The sequence below is a fragment of the Sulfitobacter noctilucae genome (assembly GCF_000622365.1).
GTDB classification, from domain to species: domain Bacteria; phylum Pseudomonadota; class Alphaproteobacteria; order Rhodobacterales; family Rhodobacteraceae; genus Sulfitobacter; species Sulfitobacter noctilucae.
Genome location: NZ_JASC01000014.1, coordinates 1,558,176 through 1,579,900 on the forward strand (window position 1 = coordinate 1,558,176; position 21,725 = coordinate 1,579,900).

21 protein-coding genes and 1 riboswitch are annotated in these 21,725 nt (G+C 59.6%); of the genes, 6 read left to right on the top strand and 15 right to left on the bottom strand.

The genetic code is table 11. The features are described 5' to 3' along the window. Positions 1–32: 32 nt before the first annotated feature. From Z945_RS19850 to metZ, 3 genes are all read right to left on the bottom strand, one after another. The gene (locus Z945_RS19850) at positions 33–284 is read right to left on the bottom strand and encodes a DUF1127 domain-containing protein (protein ID WP_037971479.1); all 252 of its coding nucleotides are present in this window, start codon (positions 282–284) and stop codon (positions 33–35) included. 253 nt (positions 285–537) lie between these two features. Then, the gene (gene folE2 / locus Z945_RS0117740; RefSeq protein WP_025053436.1) at positions 538–1,632 is read right to left on the bottom strand and encodes a GTP cyclohydrolase FolE2; all 1,095 of its coding nucleotides are present in this window, start codon (positions 1,630–1,632) and stop codon (positions 538–540) included. A gap of 116 nt (positions 1,633–1,748) precedes the next feature. Next, positions 1,749–2,927, bottom strand: coding sequence for an O-succinylhomoserine sulfhydrylase (gene metZ, locus Z945_RS0117745; protein ID WP_025053437.1), 1,179 nt, complete (start codon positions 2,925–2,927; stop codon positions 1,749–1,751). 65 nt (positions 2,928–2,992) lie between these two features. Continuing rightward, a riboswitch (SAM riboswitch) is annotated at positions 2,993–3,069 on the bottom strand. An 87-nt stretch (positions 3,070–3,156) separates the two neighbouring features. Here metZ and Z945_RS0117750 point away from each other — a divergent pair. Then, complete coding sequence (locus Z945_RS0117750) at positions 3,157–3,801, top strand: glutathione S-transferase N-terminal domain-containing protein (RefSeq protein ID WP_025053438.1); 645 nt, start codon at positions 3,157–3,159, stop codon at positions 3,799–3,801. 56 nt (positions 3,802–3,857) lie between these two features. On the opposite strand, the gene Z945_RS0117755 is transcribed toward Z945_RS0117750, so the two are convergent. The 3 genes from Z945_RS0117755 to ftsY are packed head-to-tail and all read right to left on the bottom strand — an operon-like array spanning position 3,858 to position 6,871. Continuing rightward, positions 3,858–4,463 carry an inner membrane-spanning protein YciB gene (locus Z945_RS0117755; protein WP_025053439.1) on the bottom strand — a complete coding sequence of 202 codons (606 nt, stop codon included), beginning with the start codon at positions 4,461–4,463 and terminating at the stop codon, positions 3,858–3,860. A gap of 10 nt (positions 4,464–4,473) precedes the next feature. After that, positions 4,474–5,376: a DMT family transporter gene (locus Z945_RS0117760; protein WP_025053440.1), complete on the bottom strand. Its 903-nt coding sequence runs from the start codon at positions 5,374–5,376 to the stop codon at positions 4,474–4,476. Between the two features lie 22 nt (positions 5,377–5,398). After that, positions 5,399–6,871, bottom strand: a complete 1,473-nt coding sequence (gene ftsY / locus Z945_RS0117765) for a signal recognition particle-docking protein FtsY (RefSeq protein ID WP_025053441.1) — start codon at positions 6,869–6,871, stop codon at positions 5,399–5,401. A gap of 74 nt (positions 6,872–6,945) precedes the next feature. Here ftsY and Z945_RS0117770 point away from each other — a divergent pair, with 74 nt between their 5' ends. Next, complete coding sequence (locus Z945_RS0117770) at positions 6,946–7,872, top strand: lytic transglycosylase domain-containing protein (RefSeq protein WP_241434525.1); 927 nt, start codon at positions 6,946–6,948, stop codon at positions 7,870–7,872. 57 nt (positions 7,873–7,929) lie between these two features. Here the strand turns inward: Z945_RS0117770 and Z945_RS0117775 are convergent, their stop codons facing one another. Next, positions 7,930–9,642 (bottom strand): NAD(P)H-dependent oxidoreductase subunit E, encoded by a 1,713-nt coding sequence (locus tag Z945_RS0117775; protein WP_025053443.1) that lies wholly within the window; start codon positions 9,640–9,642, stop codon positions 7,930–7,932. 186 nt (positions 9,643–9,828) lie between these two features. On the opposite strand from Z945_RS0117775, the gene Z945_RS0117785 reads away from it, so the two are divergent. Beyond that, a complete protein-coding gene (locus Z945_RS0117785) occupies positions 9,829–10,878 on the top strand; it encodes an alkane 1-monooxygenase (protein WP_025053444.1) in 1,050 nt (349 codons plus the stop codon). 4 nt (positions 10,879–10,882) lie between these two features. Further along, entirely contained in the window at positions 10,883–11,281 is a 399-nt protein-coding gene (locus Z945_RS0117790; RefSeq protein WP_025053445.1) for a hypothetical protein, read from the top strand. A gap of 97 nt (positions 11,282–11,378) precedes the next feature. Here Z945_RS0117790 and xseA read toward each other — a convergent pair whose 3' ends face one another. Then, positions 11,379–12,926 carry an exodeoxyribonuclease VII large subunit gene (gene xseA, locus Z945_RS0117795; RefSeq protein WP_025053446.1) on the bottom strand — a complete coding sequence of 516 codons (1,548 nt, stop codon included), beginning with the start codon at positions 12,924–12,926 and terminating at the stop codon, positions 11,379–11,381. A 72-nt stretch (positions 12,927–12,998) separates the two neighbouring features. Between xseA and purD the strand changes: the two genes are divergently transcribed. Beyond that, the gene (gene purD / locus Z945_RS0117800; RefSeq protein WP_025053447.1) at positions 12,999–14,264 is read left to right on the top strand and encodes a phosphoribosylamine--glycine ligase; all 1,266 of its coding nucleotides are present in this window, start codon (positions 12,999–13,001) and stop codon (positions 14,262–14,264) included. A gap of 58 nt (positions 14,265–14,322) precedes the next feature. Here the strand turns inward: purD and Z945_RS0117805 are convergent, their stop codons facing one another. Then, positions 14,323–15,057 (bottom strand): hypothetical protein, encoded by a 735-nt coding sequence (locus Z945_RS0117805; RefSeq protein ID WP_025053448.1) that lies wholly within the window; start codon positions 15,055–15,057, stop codon positions 14,323–14,325. Beyond that, positions 15,057–15,380 carry a 2Fe-2S iron-sulfur cluster-binding protein gene (locus tag Z945_RS0117810; RefSeq protein WP_025053449.1) on the bottom strand — a complete coding sequence of 108 codons (324 nt, stop codon included), beginning with the start codon at positions 15,378–15,380 and terminating at the stop codon, positions 15,057–15,059. The genes Z945_RS0117805 and Z945_RS0117810 overlap by 1 nt, the downstream gene beginning before the upstream one ends. Positions 15,381–15,528: 148 nt before the next feature. Between Z945_RS0117810 and Z945_RS0117815 the strand changes: the two genes are divergently transcribed. Beyond that, the gene (locus Z945_RS0117815; RefSeq protein ID WP_037971481.1) at positions 15,529–16,095 is read left to right on the top strand and encodes a peptidoglycan-binding domain-containing protein; all 567 of its coding nucleotides are present in this window, start codon (positions 15,529–15,531) and stop codon (positions 16,093–16,095) included. A gap of 63 nt (positions 16,096–16,158) precedes the next feature. Here the strand turns inward: Z945_RS0117815 and Z945_RS0117820 are convergent, their stop codons facing one another. The 5 genes from Z945_RS0117820 to Z945_RS0117840 all read right to left on the bottom strand — a co-directional run bounded on the left by Z945_RS0117820 (position 16,159) and on the right by Z945_RS0117840 (position 21,721). Beyond that, positions 16,159–17,577 (bottom strand): DegQ family serine endoprotease, encoded by a 1,419-nt coding sequence (locus Z945_RS0117820; RefSeq protein ID WP_420911465.1) that lies wholly within the window; start codon positions 17,575–17,577, stop codon positions 16,159–16,161. A gap of 287 nt (positions 17,578–17,864) precedes the next feature. Continuing rightward, positions 17,865–18,059, bottom strand: a complete 195-nt coding sequence (locus Z945_RS0117825) for a DUF2065 domain-containing protein (protein WP_025053452.1) — start codon at positions 18,057–18,059, stop codon at positions 17,865–17,867. Beyond that, entirely contained in the window at positions 18,056–18,955 is a 900-nt protein-coding gene (hflC, locus tag Z945_RS0117830; RefSeq protein WP_025053453.1) for a protease modulator HflC, read from the bottom strand. The genes Z945_RS0117825 and hflC overlap by 4 nt, the downstream gene beginning before the upstream one ends. Next, a complete protein-coding gene (gene hflK / locus Z945_RS0117835; RefSeq protein ID WP_025053454.1) occupies positions 18,955–20,163 on the bottom strand; it encodes an FtsH protease activity modulator HflK in 1,209 nt (402 codons plus the stop codon). The genes hflC and hflK overlap by 1 nt, the downstream gene beginning before the upstream one ends. An 85-nt stretch (positions 20,164–20,248) precedes the next feature. Then, a complete protein-coding gene (locus tag Z945_RS0117840) occupies positions 20,249–21,721 on the bottom strand; it encodes an FAD-dependent oxidoreductase (RefSeq protein ID WP_025053455.1) in 1,473 nt (490 codons plus the stop codon). Positions 21,722–21,725 lie beyond the last annotated feature (4 nt).

Consider the following 21,725-nt stretch of genomic DNA (forward strand, 5'->3'; position numbering starts at 1 on the left):
CCGGGCCGTAAACCCATCATCCGAACCGACGATCAAATGTGGTAAAGATCGCCGAAAACGTGATGTACGATATCGTCACGTCTGATGTTCAAACGCTTCAGCTGGTCATCGCTCAGATCCTGCAGGGCGTGCACCTGGTTTACGCGGCGCTGACCTTCGGAGGCCATTGCCATGTTCTGGGCAATCTGGCCGAACCATGCGCCGATCCCTGCAAAAAAACGGCCTGTTGCGGCGATTTCCTGGTTCAGAACGATATTGGCTTGAGTAACTTCTTGGTATGCCATGATATTTCTTTCATTGCGGTGTGTTTCGTTGAGACAGAGATAGGCCGATGCTGCACTGCAGAGAAGGCCCAAATCTGCATAGCCGCCCCTCGCTTTGCGCATGCCGCGAATAGAATTATCTGAAAATTTTCAGCTTTAGATTTGGGTCGACACCACAACGATCATCGTACCCGCGAAAGCGAAAAGCCCACGCCCACCGATAGGTGAGCATGGGCTTCTAAAAGGCACACGGGCGCAGGTTAGAACGGCTATCTCAGCCCGTATGGAACAGCGTGTTGAACAACTTCGGATCTATGCTGTGCACCTCGAAGGTCGGCCCTTCGGTCAGGATCGAAATCGCGTCGTGGCTGTGCAGGCTTTCCTGATGACTTGCGATCACGCGAAAATCCTTGACCCGGGGTTCCGCCAAAAGCTGTTCACAAAACAAACGCGCAGCGTCTTCGACAAAGATCGGGTTGGCCGCGTTCAATTCGGCAAAGGCCTGTTCATCTTCACGTTTGACCATCACCTGCGTTTCTGTTGGTACAGCGCGGCGGCAAGCGTCGATCATATCCTCAAACCAAAGGCACCCACTGTCGGGGTTGATCAACGCCGAAATCCGCGCGACCGAACGCTGCGAATGAGGCGTCGCGAGCTGGCCCCGCGTGGCACGGGCATGTTCGGAAAGCTCCAAAGAACAGGGGCATGTGCTGGAATAGACGTAGTCAAGATGAATGATCTTCTGCCGCACCCCGTCTTTTTCGACCAGTTCAAGCGCCACATCATAATATTGATAACCCGATAGACCTGACCGGAGGGATTCGATCTTCATCGGGAAGGAAAAACGCATCTGTATGCGGGCATCCATGCTTTCGAGATCGGCTTTGTAATCATCAAGCGCGGCCTCGATCACGTCAAAGCTGAATGTCTGCTCGGCATGTTTGTAGAAACTGCGCATGATGCGGGACATGTTGATGCCCTTTTTATCCGCCTCCAGGCTGACGGAACCGGTGATCGACGTTTCAAGCGTCAAATCATCGTTGTCACGGCTGTGAAAGCGGATTGGCAGGCGGAAGTTCGAAATGCCCACATGCTGGATTTGCTGACGCGCTCCGCGGATCAGGCTGGACGGACCATTCTGTAGGTCCGGCAGCGTGGCTTTGTAATTATCGCCAACGGCAAAATCTTCGGGATAGGTGCGGCTGAACGCAGGATAGGCCACATCGGGCACCAAAAATCGCGAAACCGTCGGATCGAGCGCGTCAATCTCGGTCTGGCTCGCCTTTGCGGCCCATGCCTTGAGCACGGATAGCGCCTCTTCGGCCTCTGAAAGCGCAGGCGTTTTGGTCACGGAAGTGATTGCATTCATGAACTTGCCCCCCTCTTGAGTGAGTAAGTCATAGTTAGGCTATGCCACATCATTTACCAATGAAGATATTGCGAGCGGGCGCAGTGTACACCTAACCCGCTGCAAACTCAGCAGATTCAATCAAGCAAGGCCTGGGTGAAATCTGCCAACAGATCGTCTGCATCCTCAAGACCCACCGAAATCCGCACCAGACCGGGCGTGATGCCCAGCGCGTCTTTCTGCTCCTGCGGCAGGCGCTGATGGGTGGTAAATGCGGGCGGCGTCAGGATCGTTTTAGCGTCCCCGAGATTGTTCGAGATCAGGCCGATCTTGCAGGCGTTCAGGAACTTGTAGGCACCCTCTTTGCCGCCCTTGACCTCGATCGCCAGCATCGTGCCACCCGCCCCCATCTGCGCCATCGCCAGCGCATGTTGCGGATGGCTGGGCGAACCGGGATAGATAACGCGTGAAAGTTGCGGATGGTCTTCGAGGGCCGAGGCCAGATATGCGGCAGTCGCAGTCTGTTCGCGCACCCGAAGGCGCATCGTTTCGAGCCCTTTCAGCATGATCCACGCGGTGAACGGGCTCATGGAGCCGCCGGTGTGCTTCATGTAGGGCTCGATCGTTTTGCGGATCAGTTCGCGGCTGCCCAGGATCACACCGCCCAGCGCCCTGCCCTGTCCGTCGATGTGTTTGGTTGCCGAATAGATCACCAGATCAACACCCTGCGCAATGGCGTGCGAATAGACCGGCGTGGCAAAGACGTTGTCGCAGATCACCAAAGCGTCCTGTCCATGGGCCAGCTTTGCCACCGCTTCGATATCGACCAGTTCCAACGCCGGGTTCGACAGCGATTCAAAGAACACAGCGCGGGTGTCGGGCCGGATTGCCGTCTCCCAAGCGCTCAGGTCACTGCCATCGACAAAGGTCACCTCGACCCCGAAACGCGGCAGAATTTCTTCAGCGATGTAAAGGCATGAGCCAAAGAGCGCACGGGCAGAAACCACATGATCGCCGGCCTTCAGCACCGACATCATCGCGCCATTTACCGCTGCCATGCCAGAGGCTGTGGCGAATGCATCCTCGGCCCCTTCGAGTGCAGCAATGCGTTCTTCGAACATCGCGACGGTTGGGTTGCCATAGCGGGCATAAATAAATTCGTCAGGTCCGGCGCTTTCGAAGCGGGCCTCGGCAGCTTCGGCTGTGTCATAGACAAAGCCCTGGGTCATAAAGATCGCCTCGGACACCTCGCCATATTGGCTACGCTTGCTGCCTGCATGCACCGCTTTGGTGCCCTGATCCCAATCCTTGCTCATCTTCATATCCTTCCGGCCCACATGTCAGCGGACAATAAAAAACCCCAGACGCGGTCAAGCGAAAGGGGGCTTTCATCCTGACCTTTTAGCAGCATGTTTAACGTGGTCCGCAATCCGGTAACAAATCACCACGGGGGCTGGCATACGCCGCTTGGGGATGCGCGTCAATCACAGGCCTTGGCAAGAATGATGTTTTCGTCATGATAGCGCCAACTGACAGGAGATACCGATGACCGCCCCCATTGACATGTATTACTGGCCCACGCCGAACGGCTGGAAAATCTCTGTTGCTTTGGAAGAAATGGGCCTGCCCTATGAAACCCACCTCATCAACATCGGTGCGGGTGACCAGTTCGCGCCGGATTTCCTCAAGATCGCGCCGAACAACCGGATGCCCGCGATAGTGGATCCCGACGGGCCAGATGGTGCACCAATCTCGATCTTCGAAAGCGGGGCCATCCTGCAATACCTTGCCCGCAAGACAGGCACATTCTGCGGCAGCACGGAGCGCGAGCGAATCGCAGTTGACGAATGGCTGATGTGGCAGATGGGCGGTCTTGGGCCGATGGCCGGACAGGCGCATCATTTCCTGAAATTCGCCAAGGAAGACGTGCCTTACGCCAAGGACCGCTACCGCGCCGAAACGGGGCGGCTCTATGGGGTACTAGACCGGCAATTGGCGCGGCATGAATTTGTCGCGGGTGACTTTGTGTCGATTGCGGATTTCGCCATCTGGGGTTGGGCGTCGCTTTGGGAAGGCCAACAGCAGACGTTGGACGACAAGCCGCATATGGCACGCTGGCTGGACACGATGGGTAAGCGTGAGGGGGTGCAGCGGGGCCGCGCGCTTTATGCAGAATTGCGCAAGAGTTGACTGGGTCGGGTTCTTTTAAAAAGAAAACAGTCGGAAACTTTGAAAGTTTCCGGCTTTTACTCTGTGTCATCCGCTTCAGTATATTTCTCAAGCGAGACGATCTGGCTCCATAAGAACACAAACATCAACGCGGGAAAGCCGAAGGTCTCGATCTTGACCCAGGCGTCCGTCGACATGGTGCGCCAGACGACCTCGTTTGCGATGGCAAGCACAAGGAAGAACACCGTCAGACGCCGGGTCAGCACCATCCAGCCCTCGTGTTTCATCGGGATCATTTCGGACATGACGTAAGCCAGATAGCTTTGCCCCCGGATCAAACCGATCGACAGGATCGCGGCGAAAAAGGCGTAGACGATCGTGGTTTTCATCTTGAAGAACCGCTCGTCATTGAACCAAGCGGTCAGGCCACCAAAAAAGATCACCATGAAGGCTGTGAAGATCTGCATCCGGCTCAACTCTCCGGTCAGCGCCCAAAGCACGCCCATCGCTGCCAGCAGGATCGGCACGAAAATGATCGTGGCCACGATAAAACCGGTATACTCCGTCCCACCGAAGGTGAAGACATCATCGCGAATCCGCAGATAGATCAGAAAGAACACCAGCGTCGGGCCAAGCTCCAGCGCTTGTTTGAGGATCGGGTTGATGGTTTTTTGCTCGCTCACGATTGCTCTCCTAGCCACCCAACTCAACTATCACGGCACCCGCCGCAATCAATGCCATGAGTGCCACTCGGCGTGGTCCAACGGTTTCTTTCAGGAACACAACGCCGATGACAGCGGCAAACACGGTCGAGGTTTCGCGCAGCACGGCGGCTTCGCCCACTTTGTCCAGCCGCGTGGCCATCATGATGGACCCGAAACTCAGGAATGCTACGATGCCGCCAAAGACGCCGCGGGTCATCAATGGCACAAGGGCCGGTGCATCTGCCATCCGCATCCAGCGCCGGGCTGCCACCACCGGCATCACCAACCCGTCGATCATGAAAAACCACGCCAGAAATGTAAACGGATTGGCCGTCGCGCGGATGCCGTAAGCGTCGTAGGTGGTATAAGCCGCCACAAAGAGCCCGGTCAGTACCGCAATGGCCAGCGCCGCATTCAGTGTGTCCCGCTCGGACACCAGATATTTCATGTTATAGACCGCCAGCCCGAAGATGCCCGCCAGCAAGACGCCGACGCCCAGCCATTGCACCCCGGTGAAGCGTTCCTCGAATATCAGATAGGCCCCGATGACCGCAAACAGCGGCCCGGTGCCACGCACCACCGGATAAACGACCGTATAGGCGCCCTTGGTATAGGCCCAAGCCTGCAAACATTTGTAGATGATGTGAATGGCGAAGGCGCCGAAAAAAATGATCCACATGTGCGGTTCCGGCCAAGGCACGACAAACAGCGCGAAGGGGGCCGCCATTATGCAATAACAGAAATCAATCGCCCCACGGGTCAGCCAGGGATCATGCCGCCCCTTTTGCAAAGCGCCAAACACCGCGTGCAAGAAGGCCGCCATGAGGGCAAGGATCAGCGCCATTTGATGCCCTGATGCGGTGCCTTCGATCGAAAGCAGCCATTCGGTCACAATGCGGTCCCGTCAGTTGTCTTCACCGTTCGTAACCAACGAGAGCGTCCGCGAATTCCTGTGGATCGAAGGGCGACAGATCGTCGATCTGCTCGCCGACCCCGATGGCATGAATGGGCAGACCGAATTTGTCCGCCAGTGCCACCAGCACACCGCCTTTTGCGGTCCCATCCAACTTGGTCATCACCAGCCCCGTCACATCCGAGATGTCCTGAAAAACCTTGACCTGGTTGACTGCGTTCTGACCGGTCGTCGCATCCAGCACCAACAAGGTGTTATGCGGCGCACTGGGGTCTTTCTTGCGGATCACGCGGACGATTTTGGCCAGCTCTTCCATCAAATCGCCTCGGTTCTGTAAACGGCCCGCCGTGTCGATCAGCAACAGGTCGGCGCCATCGGCTTCGGCTTTGCCCATCGCATCAAAGGCGAGGCTGGCGGGGTCACTGCCCTGTGCTGCCGTCAGCACGGGCACACCAGCGCGATCGCCCCAGACCTGCAATTGCTCTACCGCTGCGGCGCGAAAGGTATCGCCCGCGGCGATCACCACCTTCTTGCCCGCTGCTCTGAACTGGCTGGCAAGCTTGCCAATTGTTGTGGTCTTGCCAGAGCCGTTCACGCCTACCACCAGCACCACTTGCGGGGTCTGCGGATAAAGCGGCAGCGGCTTGGCAATCGGCTCCATGATGCGGGCAATTTCATCGGCCATCAGCTGTTTGATCTCGGCCACCGAAAGCTTCTTGCCAAAGCGACCTTCGGCCATGTTCGCAGTGACACGCAGGGCTGTATCCACGCCCATATCTGCGGTGATGAGCAGCTCCTCGAGTTGTTCGAGCATCTCGTCATCAAGCGCTCGACGGACCACGGTCTGTGGTGCCGCGCGTCCCATGAGACGACCGAGCAGACCCGGCTTGGCCGCCGGCGCGTCCGGGGTTTGGGGCAGATCAGGGGACACGGGTGTCAGCGTCGACTTCAACGGCTCAAGCGGCACCGGCACCGCGTCACGAGCGGCGGCTTCCTGTGCTGCCTTTGCATCGGCTTTGGCTTGCGCTGCTGCGGCCTCTTCCGCTTCGCGCGCTGCGGCGGCAAGGCGGTCCTCTTCTGCCTTGCGAGCTGCCTCCGCCTTTAGCTGCGCTGCCGCCTCTGCCGCAGCCCTACGGGCTGCATCTGCGTCTGTCCGCACAGCCGCTGCTTCTTCAGCCTTGCGGGCTGCATCCGCCGCTGCCGCCTCTTCAGCCTTCACAGCTTCCTCGGCCAACCGGGCCTCTTCAAGTGCGCGCGCTTGCTCGGCTTCCGTCTGCGCTGCCGCCTCAGCCGCTGCGCGCTCGGCCTGTGTCTCTGTCTCTTCGGTCTCAATCGCCTGAGCAGGGGCTTCCTGCATCACCTCATCAACCGGTGCCTCGGCCATGCCGCCATCGCTGACAATAGCCTCCAGCCCCTCGTCGATCTTCGAGGAGGACTTGAACAAACGGTCTTTAAGCTTCTTGAAAAACGCCAAGGGGGGTCTCCGCACCTGAATTTCCTCAGGCTTACCCCCTCTGTGCGGCGGATGGAAGCGCCTGTGGAATTGACATGCCACACCGATCCCTGCACCAACAGAACATGCGACCGCTCTTGGCCCTTGTTATTGCTTTATATGTCTGCCTGAACGCCCCCTCTGTGCGGGCCGAACCGGGCATCATGTGTTCGAGCGAAAAGTGGGGCCATTCCCACTGCATCCGCCGGTCGCATTTTGTCTATGACACCTGCAATGCGATCAAGACATTTTCGGAACGGCACGGTCTGAACACGGATTTCTTTGCCAGACTGATCTGGCAGGAAAGCCGGTTTGACCCCAATGCGCTCAGCCACGCCAACGCGCGGGGCATTGCACAGTTCATCCCCTCGACCGCAGCGCTGCGCGGGCTGGTGGACCCCTATAACCCGGCAGATGCGCTGGAACATTCGGCCCAATACCTGGCCGAAATGGTGCGCCGCTATGGCAATGAGGGCATGGCTGCGATTGGCTATAACGGCGGAGAACGCCGCGCCGAGGGTTTTTTGGAGGGCAAGGGGCTGGCCCCCGAAACGGTAAACTACGTGCCGATCATCACCGGGTTGAACGCCGAGGACTGGCGCAATGGCAAACCGAAAGCCCAGGATATGCGCCTGTCTAAAACACAGAGCTTCCTGCCAGCCTGCTACGCGATGGCGCAAAAGCGCAGGGTCACGCCGCTAGCAAAGCCCAAACCGCCAGCGCCCCGCATCAAACCTTGGGGCGTTCAAGTGGGCTTTGCGCAGTCCAAAAAGGCCGCCACCGCAGGTGCTCGCACCCGCACAGCCGCCTGTCGCGGTGTCCTGGGGCGCGAAAAGCCGGAACTGATCTATAAGCCGCATAAGGTCGCGACCAAGAAGGGATATTTCTTTGCCCGCTACGGGCGCAACAGCCGAGATGGGGCGAGGCAACTTTGCACGGCGATGCGCAAAGCAGGCTGCAGTTGCCGCGTGATGCAGAACTAACGGGGGCGGAAACTTCAAAAGTTTCCGACCGTTTTCTTCACAAGAAAACGCCCCGTTCTAAATCTCGTCCGCGAAGTGTTTCATCACCATACGGATCGGATTGGGTGCCGCCTGCCCTAGGCCACAGATCGAGGCATCGACCATCGCACTCGACAATTCCTCCAATAGCCCGGTGTCCCATCGCTCGGCCTGCATCAGTTTCACCGCCTTCTCGCATCCGACGCGGCAAGGCGTGCACTGCCCGCAGCTTTCATCCTCGAAGAACCGCAGCATGTTCAGCGCCGCCGCACGGGCCGAGTCTTGATCGGACAACACAACCACAGCCGCAGAGCCGATGAAGGAGCCATGCGGCTGCAACGTATCAAAATCGAGCGGCACGTCATCCATCGATGCCGGCAACAGCCCCGAAGACGGCCCACCCGGTTGGTAGGCCTTGAACACATGACCCGCCGACATCCCACCGGCTGCTGCAATCACATCCGTGATGGTGGAGCCTGCGGGCATCAGATAAACGCCAGGCTTGGCCACACGGCCGGAAACCGAATAGGAACGCAATCCCTTGCGCCCGTTCTTCTCAACCGATGACAGCACCTCCGGCCCCTCGCGGCAAATTCGCGCAACCCAATGCAATGTTTCAATATTATGCACCAGCGTGGGCCGCCCGAAGACACCAACCTGGGCCACAAAAGGCGGGCGATGGCGCGGTAACCCGCGCTTGCCTTCGATGCTTTCAATCATCGCGGATTCCTCACCGCAGATATAGGCACCGGCCCCACGTCGCAGATCGACAAAGCCTGCCTCCACAATCCCGGCAGCTTCCAATGTTTTGATCTCACGCGCCAAAATCTCGAGCACGGCGGGGTACTCATCCCGCATATACAAGAACACCTTCGCCGCTTCGACTGCCCAAGCGGCAATTAGCATGCCCTCCAAGAACAGATGCGGCACCCGCTCAAGGTAGTAACGGTCCTTGAACGTCCCCGGCTCGCCTTCATCCCCATTCACAGCCATATAACGCGGCCCTGCATTGTCCCGCACAAAGCCCCATTTCTTGCCGGACGGGAACCCGGCCCCGCCTAGCCCCCTCAAACCGGACGCCAGCACCTTGTCCTGTACCGCCTCCCAATCCCCGCCCTTGCGCAAGGCCTGCAAGGTGGCATAGCCGCCCTCTGCAACATAATCATCGAAGGTCTCGTAATCCGGCATATGCGCATGGATCTCGCCTGCCGCAATTGCCGCCTGCACTTTCTCGGGCGTGGCGTGGTCGATGTGATGATGCCCCAGTTCCAGCACAGGCGCGGTATCACAGCGTCCCATGCAGGGCGCGCGCAGCACGCGCACTTCGCCGGGGTCCAGCCCATCTTCCAGCGCGGCCTTCAAAGCCTGCGCCCCGGCCAGTTCGCAAGACAGCGAATCGCACACTCGGATGGTCAACGCGGGCGGCGGTGCCTCCCCCTCTTTGACCACGTCGAAATGGGCATAGAACGTAGCCACCTCATAGACCTCGGCCATGGACAGCCGCATTTCTTCAGCCAAGGCCCGCAGGTGTGCTGCAGACAAATGCCCATAGGAGCCCTGTATCAAATGCAAAAACTCGATGAGCATATCGCGGTCTCGTGCGCGGTTCCCCAAGAGTTCCCGCACCTCGGCCCAGGCGTCATCGCGCAGCTGACGACCCTTGGTATGGTGCCGCCCCTTGCCCTTGCCGGATTTCCAGACGCCCTTTTGCGGCCCTTTGCCGCCTGCCTTGTCATGCTGATCCAGCGCCATGATGCGTCCCTCCGACCGATGTTAAGGCGTTTCTACCAAAGTCCGCTCTCGCCCTGCGATCAAAAAGCGACAATTGCGCAGCCCTTTGCGCGGCTGACTGGCCCCGTCTGCGTCACGATGTGTTCTTTGCCGCGCCCCATTTCGCCTATAAGAAACATGCACAGCACAAATGACCGAAAGCCGATGATGTTCTGGTACGCCACAGCCAGCCTGACCCCCGCCGCCCTTCTGGCGCTGGCCTGCCTTTTGGGCGGGCCGTTTCCACTGCTGGCGGTGCTGTCGATCACGGTGCTGGTCTTTTTCATGGATAAACTCACGCGGCACCTGCCGGCCAGCCAGACCTGCGGGCGTACCCTTAGCCTGACGCTGGCCGCCGTGCATTTCCCGCTGCTGGCGCTAGGGGTCTGGGCATTGGGCAGCGCGGACGCGCTCTCCTTGCTCGACAAGCTGCTGATATTCACAGGCCTTGGGCTTTACTTCGGACAAGTGTCAAATTCCAACGCCCACGAGTTGATTCATGCCGCCGCCCGCTGGCCGCACCGCATCGGCGCTGCGATCTACATCTCGCTTCTCCACGGCCACCATGTTTCAGCCCATCTCAAGGTCCACCACGTCTTTGCCGCCACAGCGCAGGACCCCAACTCAGCAAGACTGGGCGAGGGTTTCTGGTCCTACGTCCTGCGCGTGCTGCGCGGAGAGTTCGCAGCGGGCCTCAGGGCCGATAATGCGCAGCGCGCCCGCGCCTCCGCCAACCCGCCCATCTGGACGCACCCCTATGCGGCCTATGTCGGCGGAGGTGTCATCGCACTGGCTCTCGCATATCTCATCGCTGGTCTCAAAGGTATTGCAGCCCATCTCGCCATCGCCCTTTACGCACAACTGCAACTGCTGCTGTCTGACTATGTCCAGCACTACGGCCTGCGCCGCAGGCTAGATGCCACCGGCAAACCCGAACCCATCGGGCCACAACACAGCTGGAACGCACCCAAATGGTACTCCAGCGCAATGATGCTGAACGCGCCGAAACATTCGGATCACCACATGCGCCCTGCGCGGCCGTTTCCCGCCCTCGAAGTCACCCCGGACACAATGCCGGTCTTGCCCCATTCGCTGCCCGTGATGGCCGTCGTTGCGCTTGTTCCACCGCTCTGGCGGCGCATTATGGATCGCCGCGCAAGGAAATGGCAAAAACCTGTACCCCCCTCTGGTCGCGACGCGGCCTTTCTGCCAAGCTAACAGCATGACTCTACGCGCCTCCCTGATTGCACTCTTGCTTACCGCCGCCCCGGCCCTCGCACAGGACCTGATGACGGCCGAACAATTTGACAATTATACCCGCGGCAAAACGCTGTTCTATGGTCAGAACGGGCAGACCTACGGGGCTGAAATCTATCACGATAACCGCCGCGTGGAATGGTCCTTTCTCGACGGCGATTGCAAAGCCGGCGAATGGTACGAAGACGCAGGCCTCATCTGCTTTGTCTATGAAAACAACCCGAACCCGCAATGCTGGAGCTTCACCCGTGGTGCCTCCGGCCTGATCGCCCGGTTTGAGAACCGCCCCAACACCACCGAACTTTACGAAGCCGAAGAAGGCGGAGAAAAAATGCTCTGCCTTGGCCCCAAAATCGGCGTCTGATCAAACGCACCCGACGCCTGCCGCCTTTCTCTTTTTGGCCTTATATACCGCAGTGCGCCAGATACCTCAGGTACTCTGCCCTCCCGCAGTCTTGACGCTACAACAGGCTGCCCTGTTCGGGCGGTGGCTCTTTAGGCTTCTTGCGCGGGGCAGCGCCCGCCGCTCCCACAGTCATACGCCCATCGGCAAACTCGATCTCCAGAGCGCCTGCTTTTTGCGCGGCTTTGACGCCTGTGACCACAGCACCATCGCCGCGCACAACCGCATAACCCCTTGCCAGTGTCGACTTGTAGCTCAGGGTCTCGCGCAGCCGTTCCATGCCCGCCAAGCGCCCACGCCAATCCCGTGTTTGCCGCTGACCGGCATCAGATAGACGCTTGACCAGTTTCGCAAAAGCGTCCGCTTTCGCCCTCCTGTCCCGCTCCAGTGCAACAGGTCGGAACCTTTGTGCGCGCGTCTCGAACCGCTCGCGCTTGCTGGTCAAGGCGCGCGTCAAGGCCGGATCAAGTCGCGCGGCCAATCCGGCCAGACGCTGCTCTTCGGTTCTCAGCCTTTGGCGTAGCGTGGCGGGCCGCAGGCTCCCCGATACATCTGCCAGACGCACGCGGCGGCGTTGAACGCCGGTGATCAGTGCAGGGCCCAATTGCTCACCGGCGCGGTCCAGACGTTGGCGCGGTCCGTCCAGCAGGGTGTCGGGCCGGGGCAGCGCCCGCCCCAGATCGCGCAGCCGTTGGCCGCGTGCGCTCAACCCGTTGCTCAGAAGCTGGCCCATCCGCGCGCCCTGCCCGTCGAGCCATGCGGCCAGTTCGTGCCGGACCGGCACGGCTAGCTCTGCCGCCGCTGTTGGGGTCGGTGCCCGCCTGTCCGAGACGAAATCAATCAGCGTGGTATCCGTCTCATGCCCCACCGCTGAAATCAGTGGGATCTCGGACGCTGCTGCGGCACGTGCCACGATCTCCTCGTTGAAGCCCCAAAGGTCTTCGACCGAGCCACCACCCCGCGCCACAATCAGCAGATCAGGCCGGGGCAAGGCACCGCCGGGGCTCAGCGCGTTGAATCCGGCGATCGCACGGGCCACTTCAGGCGCACATTTTGCCCCCTGCACCGCCACAGGCCAGATCAGCACCTTGCGCGGAAACCGGTCGCGCAATCGGTGTAGAATATCACGGATCACCGCCCCAGAGGGCGAGGTCACCACGCCGATGACCTCCGGTAGGTAGGGAAGAGGCCGCTTGCGGGCGGTGTCGAAAAGACCTTCTGCCGCCAGCATTTTCTTACGCTTTTCCAGAAGCGCCATCAGCGCACCCATGCCCGCAGGCTTGATGTCTTCGATGACAATCTGGTATTTCGATTGGCCGCCGAAGGTGGTGATGCGACCGGTGGCCACCACTTCCATCCCCTCTTCCGGCTGGGTCTCCAACCGCGCCGAGACACCTTTCCAGATCACGCCAGAGATGACCGATTTGTCGTCCTTGAGATCCAGATAGATATGCCCCGAGCGCGGACGGCTGACGCGGCCCACCTCACCCCGGATGCGCACATGGCCGAATTCGCCCTCGATCACGCGTTTGATCGCGCCCGACAGTTCGGTCACGGAAAACTCGGGGCTGTTCTGCCCTTCCATAGGATCGTCGATCAGGTCCATCGTCTTTGCCTTGCCCCTTGCTACCGCACAGCTTAGAACGCCCCCAGTCAAAGGCCAAGGGAGGGCTTGCCCATGAACATCCTTATTTTGGGCAGCGGCGGGCGCGAACACAGTCTCGCCTGGGCCACCTTGCAGAACCCCAAATGCGACAAGCTGATCGTGGCACCCGGGAATGCCGGCATTGCCGCCATCGCTGATTGCGCCAGTATCGACATCATGGACGGTGCCGCTGTGATCGCCTTTTGCGAATCCAACAGCATTGATTTCATCATCATCGGCCCTGAGGCGCCGCTGGCCGCAGGGGTCGGCGACGACCTGCGTGCGGCAGGGTTCAATGTTTTCGGTCCTTCCGCTGCAGCGGCCCAGCTCGAAGCCTCAAAGGCCTTTACAAAGGATATCTGCGATGCCGCGCAGGCCCCCACGGCAGCCTACGGCCATTTCACCGATGCCGCCAGCGCCCGCGCCTATGTAGCCAAGCAAGGCGCGCCCATCGTCATCAAGGCGGACGGTTTGGCCGCAGGCAAAGGCGTGATCATCGCCATGACCGACGCGGAGGCTGCGGCGGCGGTTGATGAAATGTTCGACGGGGCCTTTGGCGATGCAGGCACCGAGGTCGTGATCGAGGAATTCATGGAAGGCGAAGAAGCGTCTTTCTTTGTGCTTTGCGATGGCGAGACCGTGCTGCCCATCGGCACGGCTCAGGATCACAAGCGCGTGGGCGATGGCGACACCGGCCCCAACACCGGCGGCATGGGGGCCTATTCCCCTGCCCCCGTGCTGACAGATGCGATTGCGGAAAAAGCCTTGGCCGAGATCATCCGCCCTACCATGGCCGAAATGGCGCGGCGCGGCACACCTTATCAGGGCGTGCTTTATGCCGGATTGATGATCAAGGATGGCCAGCCCCGTCTGGTCGAATACAACGCCCGCTTCGGTGATCCTGAATGCCAGGTGCTGATGATGCGTCTGGGCGCGCAGGCCTTTGATCTGATGCATGCCGCCGCTGAAGGGCGGCTGGCCGATATGCGCGTGAACTGGGCCGATGATCATGCAGTGACGGTGGTCATGGCCGCAAAAGGGTATCCCGGAGCCTATGAAAAAGGGTCAGTGATCGGCGGGCTGGACACCTTGCCCGAAGACAGCCGCAACATGACCTTTCACGCCGGTACCACCGCAAAAGACGGTGCAATCACCGCGACGGGCGGACGTGTTCTGAATGTCACGGCGCGGGGCGATACCTTGGCCGAAGCGCAAAAGCGAGCCTATGCGATGGTTGACCAGATCGACTGGCCCGAAGGGTTCTTCCGCCGTGATATCGGATGGCGCGCGCTCGAATAAGCGGACCGCATTCGGCAGGCGCTGCACTATGGTATTTTTAAAAGGGTGAAGATAGGGGTCAGCGGCAGGCAACTGCGCTTTGCACTGCTTGGCGGCTGGTGTTTGGGCCAATGTCGCGGCTGTGGTACCCGCCGTCTTGCCATGAAACTTCGACGATCCTTATCCAATCCGGCGTGAGCAGGATCATTTGCGGTCCTTGCCCGCAATCGCGCATCCCGCCCGAGATGAAGTCATCTCCGATCCGGTGATTTGTAAGCTTGAAGGGAAGTTCGTGCTCTTCCAGCCTGCCCGTTCCGTAGCGCAGCATGACAAGACGGCGGGCCAGATGTGGACGATCGACGATCGCGATGTCTTGCACACCGTCGCCATCGAAATCGGCAATGCCCACCGGGGCCAGCCAGCGAAACCGCGTTCCTATGTACTCCGTCGCGGCGCGTTCCACTGGCGCACCCGCCCCGTCGAGGCCGAAAACCACCAGCCTCGCACCTTTGTCCTGATGACTCTCCACCGCGATAATTTCGGGACCGGGCACATCATCAAGGTCAGTCAAACGCGGGCTCAAATCTTCGAAGACACGCGCTTCGGGTAGACGCAACTGGTAGGTTTTCTCAAAAGACGGAATTGCAGGATCGCGCACAACAATAGTGAGAGCACCCCACTCCTCTTTGTCCCCTAGCACCCCGTGGGGGTAGCGGGTTGTCGGCTCCGCATAGACGGCCGAGGCGATTTGCGGAGCGGCGGAAAGAGGCCCTGCCGCGAGCCAGAATAGCGCAGCGGCAAGAGCCCGTCGCATCAGATCTGCTTTTCAGGCATCTGTACGCGCAGACCGTCCAGCGCATCGGTCACCTTGATCTGGCAAGTCAGGCGCGAGCGGGCCGGATCAGGTTCGAACGCAAAATCGAGCATGTCTTCTTCCATGTCGTCCTTGGCCGGGATTTTCTCGACCCAGGCCGGATCAACGTAGACATGGCAGGTCGAGCAGGCGCAGGCGCCGCCGCAATCCGCCTCGATGCCCGGAATATTGTTGTCGCGTGCGCCTTCCATGACCGTCATGCCATTGGCCACATCGACCACATGTTCCGTGCCGCCGTGTTCCACATAAGTGATTTTTGCCATCGTTCCGTTCCCGTTCGATAATGTCTTTGATGGTTTCTAACGGGGCCGGCGCGGCGCTGCCACCCCCTTTTGTGCCGCAGCCATGCGGCTCTGGGCAGTGCGCCGTGAAGGGGTTATGCTGGCGGCAAAAGACCAAAGGTTCGAGCATATGAGTTATTCCCAGTTTCCCGCCGCAAGTCTGCGCCGATTTTCCCTTCTGGCCATCATGATTGGTGGGCTTGCCGCCTGCGATCCTGCCGCGACCGGGCCGGACGCCGATGCGCCACCCGAGCCGGGTGTGATGGAGGCGACCCGCAATGGACCTGCCGGGGCGGCCCCCGGCACCTGCTGGGGCAAAACGATCAGCCCAGCCGTGATCGAGACGGTGAAGACGCAAGTGCAGATCAAACCCGCGCAGGTCAATTCTGATGGTACTGTGGGCAAACCGCCGGTCTACAGCACCGAAAACCGGCAGGAGATTGTCACGCCCCGCCGGGACAACTGGTTTGAAACTCCCTGCCCCGATGTCTTGACGGCTGAATTCGTCTCCTCCCTGCAACGGGCGCTGAAGGTACGCGGGAGCTATGCCGGCGCTGCAACGGGTGTGATGGACGATGCGACCCGAGAGGCCATTCTGCGCGTGCAACAACAAGAGGGGCTGGACAGCGGGGTGTTGTCGCTCAAGACAGCGCGCAGTCTGGGGTTGGTGGCCGTGCCGCGCAGCACAACGGATTAGAGTGCAACAGCAAAGGGGCGCACCATTGGTACGCCCCTTACAATTCGCACCGCCTGCTGCGGATCAGTCTTCGAGCGACAGTGCCACGAAACGCGGGTCACCCGCACGGCGCACCAGCAGCAGCAAAGACTTGCGTCCGCCGTCTTTTGCCGCGGTCACACGTGCTTCCAAATCGTCAATGCTTGTCACCTTCTGCTGGCCCGCTTCGGTGATGATGTCACCGGTCCGCAAGCCCTTCTCGAAGGCTTCAGAGGTTTCATCCACTGCGACCACTGCAAGACCATCCGTATTGCTATCGGCACCAAGCTCTTCGCGCATCTCGTCCGTCAGCGGTTGCAAGGTCAGGCCCAGCAAATCCTTGGTCTGTGGCTCTGCACTGTCTTCGGGGTCAGATCCGTCCGCAGGCTCGGACGCATCGGCATCTTCACGGCGTCCAAGGACCACCAGAATGGTCTGGCTTTTGCCTTCGCGCATGACGGTCACGCGGACCGAGGCCCCGACAGGGCTGTTGCCGACCTGACGGACCAGCCCGCGGGTGTCTTCGACGTCAACGCCATCGAAGGACATGATGACATCACCCGTCAGCAGACCTGCTTCCTTGGCTGGTCCTTCGGGGACATCGGTGATCAACGCGCCGCTGGCAGAGGCGAGACCCATCGCGTCCGCCACATCTTCGGTCACGTCCTGGATACGCACGCCAAGCCAACCGCGCCGCGTTTCGCCATATTCTTTCAGTTGGTCAACCACGCGGGTGACAACATTGGACGCCATCGAAAAGCCGATACCGATCGAGCCGCCGTTAGGCGACAGAATGGCCGTGTTCACACCGATTACATCACCGGCCATGTTAAAAAGAGGCCCCCCCGAGTTGCCCCGATTGATCGCTGCATCGGTCTGGATGTAGTCGTCATATGTGCCGGACAACGCCCGGTTGCGGGCAGAAACAATGCCCGCCGACACAGAAAAGCCCTGCCCCAACGGATTGCCCATAGCGATCACCCAGTCGCCCACGCGGGCAGCATCACTGTCGCCGAATTTCACGAAGGGAAGTGCGTTTTCCGCTTCGACCTTCAACAGCGCGATGTCTGTGTTCGGGTCGGTGCCGATCACGGTCGCTTTCAACTCCGCACCGGAAAAGAATTCGATTGTGATCTCATCCGCGCCTTCGATCACATGATTGTTGGTAACAACAAAACCATCCTCTGAGATGACAAAACCCGACCCAAGGGCTGAGGAACGCCGCGCTCTTGGACTTTCGTCGTCATGGTTGCGGTCTTGAAACTCGCGAAAGAAGTCCTCGAACGGGGAACCTTCGGGCACGATACCACGCGGGCCGGTACGCCCCTCAACCATCGTCGAGGTTGTAATGTTGACCACAGAGGGGCTGATCTTTTCTGCGAGCGGTGCCAGGCTCTCCGGCTTGGCAAATGCTGCGATACTTTGCGCGACGACCAGCACAACCGCCAAAACGCCGAGCATCATCACCTTGAAAAGCATACTTTCGGTCAGCGAAAGAGATTTTACCTTGGCCCGTGCCGGTACAGCGCGGTGGTTCTTTTGCTGATGGGGGACCTGAGTGGCCCGGCGCGTGGGAGCCTGTGGGTGCATGGGTGGTTCTCCTGCTTTGGTCGTTGGGGCGCAACTGCCCGGCATTCATTAACAACAGAGTGCATCGCCGGTGTCCCTGCCGCAATATGAAAGATGTAGTCGTTCACAGGGTTTTCAACACGCGGCCGTGCAATTGTCGCGCAGAACCCGTCACGGTGCTGTCAGAGACCGAGTTGGAACGCGCACCAAACCAGGACCAGCCCGCCGATGATGACCAATGCGCCGATCTGGCGGACTGCGCTTTCTGGCATCTGCCGCAGGGCTTCCAGCATTCGTTCCAAAAGCGAAGGGGCCAGTGCGTACACCAGCCCCTCGAAAATCATGACCAGCCCGAAAGCCAGCAAGAGCAAGCTCAATTGCGCTCTCCCTCGACAGAGCGGCTGCCCTGATCGGAACGCAGGTAGTTGAAGAACTCCGAGTCAGGCGACATCACCATTGTGGAGTTGCTCCCCTGAAGCGCTTCCTCGTAAGCGGTCAGCGAGCGGTAGAATTCAAAGAACTCCTGATCCTTGCCATAGGCCTGCGCAAAGATGCGGTTCCGCTCGGCGTCGGCTTCACCTTCGATGATCCGCGCGTCGCGACGTGCTTCCGAGAGGATCTCTTCGTAGGTCCGGTCGGCCAAGGCCGTGACCCGCTGCGCGGCCTCGCGGCCACGGGCGCGTTCGTCAGTCGCTTCGCGGTCCCGTTCGGCAATCATGCGCTGCAGCGTCGCGTCAAAGTTCTGTTCCGGCAGGTTGGTCTGGCGCAGGCGCACATCCACAACTTTGAGGCCCAAAGCATTGGCGCGTGCATCCGCACGCACACGGATCTGGTCCATCAGTGCGGAACGCTCTGGCGACAGGATCGTGTTGGATGTCACACCCTGAGAACCCAAAACCGCACGGATCTGCGATTCCAGAATACCGCTCAGGTCGTTCACAGCCTGACGTTCGCCGCCGGCACCGATCGCTTGGCGATACTGCACAATGTCATCAATCCGGTAGAGAACGAAAGCGTCGATCTCGAGCCGCCGGTCATCGGCAGGCGTGACTTCGATCACCTCGGTCTCAAGGCTCATGATACGGTCCTCAAACCGGACAACCTCGTCCAGAAGCGGCACTTTGAACCCGATACCGGGGTCGGTCACCACTTGCTTGATCTGGCCGAAACGCAGCACCAGCGCTTTCTCACGTTCATCTACAACAAAGATCGCAGACAGCGCCGCAACAATCGCAACCACCACGACGGGCAGCAAAAATCCCATCTTTTTCATCAGTTCGTTCCTCCGCTGCGACGCAGCTCGTTCAAGGGCAGATATGGCACGACACCCTGCTGTCCGTCCCCGCCGCCGTTCTCAAGAATGATCTTGTCAACGTCGCCCAGTACCTTCTGCATTGTCTCCAGATACAAACGCTTGCGCGTCACTTCGGGTGCGGCGGTGTATTCGGTCAAAACGGCTTCAAAGCGGCTCGCCTCACCAATCGCGTCGTTTACAACGCGCGCACGGTAACCTTCAGCGGCTTCCAGCAATTGCGCGGATTCACCACGCGCTTCGGCAGTGCGGCGGTTTGCATAGGCATCCGCCTGACGCTCGACCCGGTCACGTTCCTGCTCGGCGGCTTGCACGTCGCGGAAGGCATCCACAACAGAGCCTTGGGTCGTCGTGCCATCGGCGTTGGTGATGACTACATTCTGGCTGGGCGGGTCGACCTTGTTCAGGTTGACACGCAGAACATTGATGCCGGTTTCACGGTTGTCCAAGGTGGTCTGGATCAGGGTTTTGACCTGATCAGCCACAGCGCCCCGGTCCCGGCTGAGGATCGGCGCAAGCTCGGATTGTGCGATCACTTCGCGCATCGCAGATTCGCTAATGGCGCGGACTGACGCTTCTGGATCGCGCAGCGAGAATTTGAACTGTTCGGCGTTCTTGATGTTCCAGACCACCTGAAAGTCGATGTCCACGATGTTTTCATCCGTGGTCAGCATCAAACCTTCGTTGTCCGAATTGCCACGGCGCACACCCAATTCTTCGGTGCGGTTGGTCGTTACGTCGAACACTTCGGCTGTTACGAAAGGCCAAGGCGCGAAGTTCAGACCTTCGGTCCCCACTTCCGAGAACTCACCAAGGAACAGCTCAACAGATTGCTGTTCGGGCCGGACCGTATAAAAACTTGCAAAGCTCCAAGCGACGACTGCCGCCACGATGCCAAGACCGACTGTGCCGCGGGTGATCACAGGACCACCCCCGCCAGAGCCGCCCCCGCCATTCACGCGTTCGCGGCCACCGCCGCCGCCCATCAAGACGCGCAGCTGCTCTTGGCCTTTTTTCACCAACTCGTCGATCTCGGGGATTTGGTTCTTGTCGCCGGGACCACGCCCGCCACCATTGTTGCCACGGTTCCCGGACGGCTCTTTGCGCCCGTCATCATCGCCACCTGAATTTCCGCCGCCGCCCCAAGGGCCGCCGTTGTTTCCAGCCATCTAGTTTCTTCCCCTTTTTATGCCGCTATTTCGCGGCAAACGTCCGTTCTTCCATGCTAGGCATGTGGTTGCAAACGGCTTGAATTCAAGTCGTCCGCGTTGGATTGCGCATGGTCACAAGCTCTTCCGACATGGTCGGATGCACCGCGCAAGTCGCGTCGAATTGCTCTTTTGTCAGCCCCGCTTTGACCGCAATGCCCACCATCTGGATCAGCTCACCCGCATTCGGTGCGACGATGTGACAGCCCAGAACCACGCGTGTTTCTTTGGAAACGACCAGTTTCATCAGCACCCTATCTGACGCGCCGGCAAACGAGGTCTGCATCGGTTTGAACGATGTGCAGTAAATCTCGACTTCTTCGGCGTCACGCGCGTCTTCTTCACTCATGCCAACGGTGCCCATTTCCGGCTGGGTAAAAATCGCACTTGGGATCAATTCGTGATCCACCGGTGTCGGCTCTCCGCCGAAAACCGTCTGTACAAAGGCCATCCCTTCGCGGATCGCGACCGGCGTCAGGTTCACCCGGTCGGTAACGTCGCCAATCGCATAGATCGATGGCACATCCGTCTGGCTGTATTCATTGACAACGATCTCGCCCCGCCGTCCCAGCTTTACGCCCACATCCTCAAGGCCCATGTCCTTGGTCGAGGGGTTGCGACCAGTGGCGAACAGCACCGTATCGAACACCTTCTCACCGCCGTTGGTGGATTTCACCCAGATCGGGCCGGAGCGGTTTGGCGCGACATCGCCATCATCGCTTGCCGCAGATGCATCCAGCGTAGAAGCCCCCATCGAGGCGTCCGAAGCCGTCGGCTGTGGTCCGTCCTTGCGATCCGCGACCCGCGTCATTTCAACGATGTTGCTGCCTACATGCAGATCAATACCGCTATCGCGCATGCTTTCGGCAACCAACCCGCGGGCTTCTTCGTCAAATCCGCGCAGCACCTGCGCACCGCGATAATACTGCGTCACCTCGACACCCAGACCGTTCATGATGCAGGCAAATTCGCACGCGATGTAGCCGCCACCGATGATCAGCATGGATTTCGGCAGCTGTTCAAGATGAAAGATGTCGTCCGAGACGATGCCCAGATCGGCATTGGGCAGGTCAGGCCGCACCGGCGCGCCACCTGTGGCGATCAGAATATGCTTTGCCCTCTTGGTCGTACCATCAGACAACTCGACAGTATGCGCATCCTTGATCACGGCACGTTGGTCAAACATCTCGACCCCTGCACCATCAAGAAGCTTGCGGTAAATGCCTTCAAGCCGGTCCAGCTCTCCATGCAATTTCCCCTTGAAGCCGTGCCAGTCAAATGGTCCCGGTCTGAAGTCCCACCCATAGGCCGCCGCCTCTTCTGGCACACGCGCATATTCAGACGCAAAAACCATCAGCTTTTTCGGCACACAGCCCCTGATCACACAGGTCCCGCCATAGCGGTCTTCTTCGGCCAAGGCGACTTTGGCACCATGTTCGCTTGCTGCGACACGCGCTGCGCGCACCCCGCCCGAGCCACCACCAATGACAAAGAGGTCGTAATCGAATTTATCTGCCATGTTG

Excerpts from the sequence above, each read along its gene's own strand:
- Z945_RS0117775 (WP_025053443.1), bottom strand. The coding sequence starts at position 9,642 with ATGGCGCTGGATCAGCATGACAAGGCAGGCGGCAAAGGGCCGCAAAAG.
- Z945_RS0117810 (WP_025053449.1), bottom strand. The coding sequence starts at position 15,380 with ATGGCAAAAATCACTTATGTGGAACACGGCGGCACGGAACATGTGGTC.
- Z945_RS0117770 (WP_241434525.1), top strand. The coding sequence starts at position 6,946 with ATGCCACACCGATCCCTGCACCAACAGAACATGCGACCGCTCTTGGCC.
- metZ (WP_025053437.1), bottom strand. The coding sequence starts at position 2,927 with ATGAGCAAGGATTGGGATCAGGGCACCAAAGCGGTGCATGCAGGCAGC.
- purD (WP_025053447.1), top strand. The coding sequence starts at position 12,999 with ATGAACATCCTTATTTTGGGCAGCGGCGGGCGCGAACACAGTCTCGCC.
- xseA (WP_025053446.1), bottom strand. The coding sequence starts at position 12,926 with ATGGACCTGATCGACGATCCTATGGAAGGGCAGAACAGCCCCGAGTTT.
- Z945_RS0117820 (WP_420911465.1), bottom strand. The coding sequence starts at position 17,577 with ATGATGCTCGGCGTTTTGGCGGTTGTGCTGGTCGTCGCGCAAAGTATC.
- hflC (WP_025053453.1), bottom strand. The coding sequence starts at position 18,955 with ATGAAAAAGATGGGATTTTTGCTGCCCGTCGTGGTGGTTGCGATTGTT.
- Z945_RS19850 (WP_037971479.1), bottom strand. The coding sequence starts at position 284 with ATGGCATACCAAGAAGTTACTCAAGCCAATATCGTTCTGAACCAGGAA.
- Z945_RS0117840 (WP_025053455.1), bottom strand. The coding sequence starts at position 21,721 with ATGGCAGATAAATTCGATTACGACCTCTTTGTCATTGGTGGTGGCTCG.
- folE2 (WP_025053436.1), bottom strand. The coding sequence starts at position 1,632 with ATGAATGCAATCACTTCCGTGACCAAAACGCCTGCGCTTTCAGAGGCC.
- Z945_RS0117790 (WP_025053445.1), top strand. The coding sequence starts at position 10,883 with ATGACTCTACGCGCCTCCCTGATTGCACTCTTGCTTACCGCCGCCCCG.
- Z945_RS0117750 (WP_025053438.1), top strand. The coding sequence starts at position 3,157 with ATGACCGCCCCCATTGACATGTATTACTGGCCCACGCCGAACGGCTGG.
- hflK (WP_025053454.1), bottom strand. The coding sequence starts at position 20,163 with ATGGCTGGAAACAACGGCGGCCCTTGGGGCGGCGGCGGAAATTCAGGT.
- Z945_RS0117785 (WP_025053444.1), top strand. The coding sequence starts at position 9,829 with ATGTTCTGGTACGCCACAGCCAGCCTGACCCCCGCCGCCCTTCTGGCG.
- Z945_RS0117815 (WP_037971481.1), top strand. The coding sequence starts at position 15,529 with ATGAGTTATTCCCAGTTTCCCGCCGCAAGTCTGCGCCGATTTTCCCTT.
- Z945_RS0117805 (WP_025053448.1), bottom strand. The coding sequence starts at position 15,057 with ATGCGACGGGCTCTTGCCGCTGCGCTATTCTGGCTCGCGGCAGGGCCT.